General features: G+C 46.2%; 5 protein-coding genes. 4 read left to right on the plus strand and 1 reads right to left on the minus strand.

The features are described 5' to 3' along the window. Nucleotides 1-279 precede the first annotated feature (279 nt). The 4 genes from QUA38_RS26845 (at nucleotide 280) to QUA38_RS26860 (ending at nucleotide 4303) form a co-directional block, all read left to right on the plus strand. Complete coding sequence (locus QUA38_RS26845; RefSeq protein WP_333100785.1) at nucleotides 280-1362, plus strand: AI-2E family transporter; 1083 nt, start codon at nucleotides 280-282, stop codon at nucleotides 1360-1362. 236 nt (nucleotides 1363-1598) lie between these two features. Further along, complete coding sequence (locus QUA38_RS26850) at nucleotides 1599-1802, plus strand: hypothetical protein (protein WP_333167279.1); 204 nt, start codon at nucleotides 1599-1601, stop codon at nucleotides 1800-1802. 91 nt (nucleotides 1803-1893) lie between these two features. Next, entirely contained in the window at nucleotides 1894-3183 is a 1290-nt protein-coding gene (locus QUA38_RS26855; RefSeq protein ID WP_333167281.1) for an HhoA/HhoB/HtrA family serine endopeptidase, read from the plus strand. Nucleotides 3184-3430: 247 nt separating this feature from the next. Beyond that, a complete protein-coding gene (locus QUA38_RS26860; protein WP_333167283.1) occupies nucleotides 3431-4303 on the plus strand; it encodes an MBL fold metallo-hydrolase in 873 nt (290 codons plus the stop codon). Between the two features lie 349 nt (nucleotides 4304-4652). Here QUA38_RS26860 and QUA38_RS26865 read toward each other — a convergent pair whose 3' ends face one another. Further along, complete coding sequence (locus QUA38_RS26865; RefSeq protein ID WP_333167285.1) at nucleotides 4653-6158, minus strand: serine/threonine-protein kinase; 1506 nt, start codon at nucleotides 6156-6158, stop codon at nucleotides 4653-4655. Between the last annotated feature and the right edge of the window lie 204 nt (nucleotides 6159-6362).

Here is a 6362-nt window from a genome sequence, read left to right on the forward strand (position 1 = left end):
ATATTTGGCTGCCCAATGAATTTTTTATGCCTCAGTTTCTAACTGAGCCAGCTTTTCTTAGTCTAAACTCCAGTAATATATCCATACCAGCGGAAACGATATAACATGGTTGTGGCAGGCACTGCCTGCCAGCAACCCCATTTCCGCTGCGGGTCGAGCAACTGGGAATTTTCAGCGGTCGAGTATAAATAAATTCAACATAAAATGGTTAACGGAGAAGGGCGAATAGCAGTGTCAATCTCGCATTTTGAATCTCAAAATTTAACTCGGTTAACTTAGATGAGACGTTTCACTCAACTGCCGCATTGGTGGACTTACGGACTGGTATTTCCCCTAGCGGTACTCAACTGCTGGTTAGCCCTCCTAGTCTTTGAATATTTTCGCGCCCTGATTACAGTTTTGGTAGTGGCTACAGTGCTGTCTTTTTTGCTAGATTATCCAGTGCGCTTTCTCCACAGATACGGCTTGAAGCGCGATCGAGCAGTTTTGTCGGTATTGTTTTTGACTTTACTGCTATTGGTGGTTTTAGGTGTCACTCTGGCCCCGATTCTGCTAAACCAAATCACTGAACTTGCCACCCGACTGCCGACTTGGATAGTTTCTGGCACAGAACAGATTGAAGCATTCCACAATTGGGCGGAAAATCGCAATCTCCGTATTGATGTCAGCGGCTTGACTACCCAATTGAGCGATCGACTTTCATCTCAATTGCAGTCTCTCACTGGCGAAATTCTCAAATTTGGCTTAGGTGCTGCCGACAGTCTGTTAAATTTCCTCCTCACAATAGTCGTGACATTCTACTTGCTCTTGCACGGCGATCGCGTATGGGAAGGATTGTTTAAATGGTTTCCTTCCAAGCTAAGCCTTCAATTGCGAGAGTTGCTGGCGCGAAGCTTCCACAACTACTTCGTCGGGCAAGCAACTTTGGCAGGTTTGATGGGACTGTCTATCACTGTTGCTTTTTTAATTTTACGAGTTCCCTTCGGACTTCTGTTCGGTTTGGGTGTGGGTGTAATGACTATGATTCCCTTCGGGGCACCTTTCAGTATTTGCATTGTCAGTTTGCTGATCACATTAAACAATTTTTGGCTCGGCGTTACAGTTTTAGCTGTCGCTACAGTAATTGAACAAATAATTGAAAGTGGGGTTGCTCCTCGGTTATTAGGCGGTTTTATCGGTCTCAATCCTGTGTGGATTTTAGTGGCGCTGCTGGTGGGAGTTAAGGTGGCGGGAGTCGCAGGTTTGTTAGTGGCTGTGCCGATGGCTGGTTTTATTAAGAATACTGTTGATGTTTTGGAGAGTTCGAGGAACAAGTCGAGGGAAATCGATTCGGTTAGTTCCATTGAACATATGGAGCAATAAAATTCCTCCCCAGGTTAAAATTTTAGATTAGGAGAGAGTTTTTGCAGGCTATTTTGACTTAGGTTTAGTTGCTACGTTAGCTTGAGGCTTTAGAGTTTTTTTACTTCCTGCTTTAGGGTGAGGCTTTGCGGTGCTTTAGCTGCTAGCCTTTCTGGATGCAGGCGGGGTCAAAAACCCCGTTTATAGGTTAACGTCGATCGCTCACAACGAAGATTTTGCGTATAAAGCTGGTTTTTATGAGTGCAGGATTGTTGTTGACTTTGGATATCAATCCTGTGAAAAGTTCGCGGGAAATGCGGAATATGCGAGCTGGCTACAGTAGTTTGTATTATCGCACTCAGACAGCAATTCGCCAGTGCCGACCCAGTTCGATCCGACTCAAAAGCTCGATTCCACAAACAATTTGCCTGCGACTGTCCGGTTTCTACCCCAGCTTGTAGGGTAAACCCCACCAGTCAAGCAGAGATCATCAATGCTTGAATTAAAATTAAACAACCTTAAGTTGTAATTAAATTACAGTAGGTGCTAAAAATGCAAAATCCTAATTATAACTCTCGCTCTAACTCCCACCAACTCAATACTATGTCAACCAAAAATATGCCTGCTACAACTGTGCATTCTCGCCATTTCTCGTTGCCGAAAAAACTGGCTTTTTTATCCCTTGTTTTGCTCGGCTCCACCGCAACGGTTGGGTGCAACGCCCTAACTTCTCAAGTTCCTGGAAGCTCTAACGCCATCCAAGCTGAACCTTCAACTACAGCGCCAATCTCAGCATTGCCTGCGAATATACTGCCCTCTCAAGACTCTAATTTTGTCACTAAAGTTGTGCAGGAAGTCGGCCCGGCAGTGGTGCGGATCAATTCGTCTCGCACGGTGAGAAACCAAGTTCCAGATGAGATCCCCGAGCAATTCCGCCGCTTCTTCGGGCCGGAATCTCCCATTCAACCGGGAAATCGGGTAGAAAGGGGTTCGGGTTCGGGTTTTGTTTTTGGTTCCGACGGCCGCATTTTGACTAACGCTCACGTTGTTGACGGTGCAGATACGGTGACGGTAAAACTGAAGGATGGCCGTGAATTTGTCGGCAAAGTTTTAGGCGTCGATACAGTTACTGATGTGGCTGTTGTTAAAATTGAAGCTACCAATTTGCCTGTGGTGAGTTTGGGCAAATCTGAAGAATTAGAGCCGGGAGAATGGGCGATCGCGATCGGCAATCCCCTCGGTTTGGACAATACTGTGACTGTGGGCATTATTAGCGCTACAGGCCGTTCTAGCGCCGATGTCGGTGTTCCTGACAAGCGCGTCAGCTTTATTCAAACCGACGCTGCGATCAATCCCGGCAATTCCGGCGGCCCGCTGCTGAACCAGCGCGGTCAAGTTATCGGCATGAATACGGCGATTATTCAAGGCGCTCAAGGATTGGGTTTTGCTATTCCGATCGATCGAGCACAACAAATTGCCGACCAATTAGTAACAGCAGGAAAAGCCGAACATCCTTATCTCGGCGTTCGGATGTTGAGCATTACTCCCGAAATCAAGAAAGAATTTAATCAAAATCCCAACACGAAATTGAGACTGACTGAAGATAAAGGCGTGTTAGTTTTGGGAGTTGCGAAAAATTCTCCGGCGGCACAAGCTGGAGTTCGCCTTGCCGATGTGATCAAGAAAATCAACGGTAAAGAAGTCAGCGATGCTGGCAGCGTACAAGAAATTGTTGAGAAAAGTACAGTGGGCAGCGATCTGCAGCTTGAATTAAGCCGCGGCGGACAACCTGTGACTGTGGCGGTGAAAGCGGGTGCTTTTCCAGCGGATCAGCAGCAGTAGAATTGTTGATTGAAACTTAGATCTTGCACGCAGAAGCAAGAGTCTGGCATGGATTTAAACCCCTGCCTCCAAGTATCAGTCCTATGCAAGAGGACTGATACTAAGCTGATGTTAATAAATAGGAAGTAATTATTAGTCGGTTTTAACCGGATTGTGCTGTGAGACAGTTTCAACCCCTGTCGGGAGGTCAGGGGTACTCGTTATAGTAAGTTACCATAATTTATATGGGTTATTAAGAGGTAGAAAAATGGCTAACATTAATCGGAGGCGTACGGAAAATATTAACGGTAACTTTTATGTAGACAGTACCTGCATTGACTGTGATACTTGTCGGTGGATGGCACCTGAAGTATTTGGTCAAGCGGGAGAACAGTCTGCGGTTTACCACCAGCCAACTAATGAAACTGAAGAAATGCGATCGCTCGCGGCTCTTTTGTCTTGTCCCACAAGTTCGATCGGCACTGTAGAAAAACCCAAAAGGATCAAAGAAGCCCAGCAACTGTTGCCCGCACTCGTAGCAGAAAATGTCTATCACTGCGGCTACCACTCAAAGAAATCCTATGCCGCAGCCAGCTATTTAATTGTCCGTCCCGATGGCAATATTTTAGTTGATTCTCCCCGTTTTGTGCCACCGCTAGTCAAAAATATCGAAGCAATGGGTGGCATTCGCTATCTTTACTTGACTCACCGCGACGACGTGGCAGATCATCAACAATACCGCGATCATTTTGGGTGCGATCGCATTCTCCATGCTGACGAAATTAACACTGGTACTCGCAGTGTAGAAATTCAATTGTCGCGCAGCGAACCGTATCAAATAGCGGATGATTTGTTGATTATACCTGTTCCCGGTCACACGAAAGGTCACACAGTTTTGCTTTACAATAACAAGTTTTTGTTCAGCGGCGACCATCTCGCTTGGTCAGAAAGTTTGCAGCAGCTAGTTGGTTTTCGCGAAGCCTGTTGGTATTCTTGGCCAGAACAAATCAAATCTATGCAGAATTTGGCTAATTATGACTTTGAATGGGTGTTGCCGGGACACGGCCGCAGGTATTATGCCGATCGAGAAACAATGCGCGAGCAAATGCAACAGTGTATTGCTTGGATGGTCGATGCTTAATAGTTTAAAACCCCTTTTATACTAGGCGGTTGAAACCAATCCTACACACACTTTCGCCGCCAACCACGAAAAAGAAGTCATCGCCACTGTTGGAAGAAATGCAAACTACAAATTTTGTTTCTAAGTTATGGAGTTTGGAGGCTGTTGGTGGGGAGGTAGAAACTGGGTTTCTTCCTGAATCTGGGTGATGATGCGTAAATTATCGCAGAAACCCGGTTTCTGAGATTGATTTTACTTTGATTATTTGCTGGTTATGTCTCGAAAACCCCGTCGGAAACGTAGAACTGGCGAGGTTTCGTGGTTTTAGCCTTTTTTATAAATCTTCATGAAACCCTGAAACGCTTAGATGTTAAAGTCCACAAGTCTCGACACGAGAGAAGAGACGGATCCAATCCCCACACCCTACCCCACCCAACAAACCACCACCTCCACCAGGGAGGTGTCCCGGCTGTGCCTTGGTGTTGAATTTTAGCTCACTCCACGACAACGAGCTATTATTCACATACCAACCTACCCGATCGCGAAACGCTTTCCATATTTTACTATCATATTCCCTGGTTCCCCCCAGACTTTGATAGATGCGCTTCTGTACCGAAAAGCCAAAGCGCCCATCACTGTATTGTACCCAAAGTTGGTCAATGGTACGCAAGTCCTCGCAGGGAAATTTATCAATATATTCAAAATGCAAGTATCCTTCTTTCTCCCTACCCGCCACCTTCAGCATGACTTCCGCCGTTTCCCAATCCGCTTCTTTCCACTTTTCTGCTGCTAATAAATCTCGCAAGTTTATATAATCCATTCCCACTGCTGAAACTACGCGGGTAGTTTCAGCAGCCACAGGTTTCGGCATCACCAAATCTAACCATTCCTGCACCGACTGCGGGCGAGTTTGCGGTTCCAACTCCATCCCTTTAATAATCGCCACATTCACCCTGTCACTAATCTTATCGTTGTGCTGTTTCGGCGCAGTCAAAGGAATATTTTGCTTCCTGAATTGCGACGGAAACGGCATCTCACCAGTCAACATGACATAAAGCGTTGCTGCTAGGGAATAAACATCAGTATAAGCGCCGAGTTGAGCGCGTTTTTCTAATAGTTCGATGGGTGCATAACACTCAGTCCCGGAATTGCTATTTGTCCGCAATTTCCCCGGTGCCGTCACCTGTCGCGCTATGCCAAAATCAATCAAAACTGCTTCAAAACCCCGCTTTCGGAGCATAACATTTTGGGGTTTAACATCCAGGTGAGTAAATCCTTGCTTGTGAACAAAACTCAGGGCGCTGCCCACTTGTTGAATAATTGGCAAAGCTTTCGCTTCGGACAAAATGCCGTTATCTTCGAGATATTCTGCTAAGTCAATTCCGTCGATTAATTCCATCACCATGCACCACAATTCGATATTTCCCACCGTTTCGGGAAATACTTCGTAAACTTGCACGACGTGAGGATGGCTGCACCGGGCTAAAGATAAAGCTTCGTTGACAAATTTGGTTTGGAATTCGCGAAAGTTTGGCTTACCTTGAACGTTGGCATTTAGGGTTTTGATGGCGACTACTTTACCTTCTTTGCGGTTTTGAGCGCGGTAAGTGACACCGAATCCGCCGCCGCCGAGGATTTCTTCGATTAGGTATTTGCCTTGGTGCAGTTGTTGTCCGGGGGGCCAGTGCCTCATGGTGGGTGGTGAGGATGTGGGGATGATGGTTTTGATTATAGCTGAGACGGGGGAATTTTTGTTGAGTTGTCGCGTGAGATTGAGAAACCGGGTTTTTTCGGAGTTTTTGGGTGGTGATTGGGTATTGTCGTAAAAACCCGGTTTCTTGAGGCCTTTGGTGAGGTGGATTTCGGCATCTATCAAACCCGGAGATCCCCCCTAGCCCCCCTTAAGAAGGGGGGGACTGGAAGCGTTCTCAAAGTCCCCCTTATTAAGGGGGATTTAGGGGGATCTAGACTCAGATATAAACGAGATTTACATGGATTACAATCTTAAGTGTAAGCCTCCATTGGTAAGCAAGAACAGACAAAATTGCGATCGCCAAACGCATTATCTATCCGGCCCACC

Source organism: Microcoleus sp. Pol12B4 (genome assembly GCF_036701385.1).
Taxonomy (GTDB): Bacteria; Cyanobacteriota; Cyanobacteriia; order Cyanobacteriales; family Microcoleaceae; genus Microcoleus.

Bases quoted from the DNA above. Each gene is read 5' to 3' on its own strand.
- QUA38_RS26845 (WP_333100785.1), top strand. From the start codon at position 280: ATGAGACGTTTCACTCAACTGCCGCATTGGTGGACTTACGGACTGGTA.
- QUA38_RS26855 (WP_333167281.1), top strand. From the start codon at position 1,894: ATGCAAAATCCTAATTATAACTCTCGCTCTAACTCCCACCAACTCAAT.
- QUA38_RS26860 (WP_333167283.1), top strand. From the start codon at position 3,431: ATGGCTAACATTAATCGGAGGCGTACGGAAAATATTAACGGTAACTTT.
- QUA38_RS26850 (WP_333167279.1), top strand. From the start codon at position 1,599: ATGAGTGCAGGATTGTTGTTGACTTTGGATATCAATCCTGTGAAAAGT.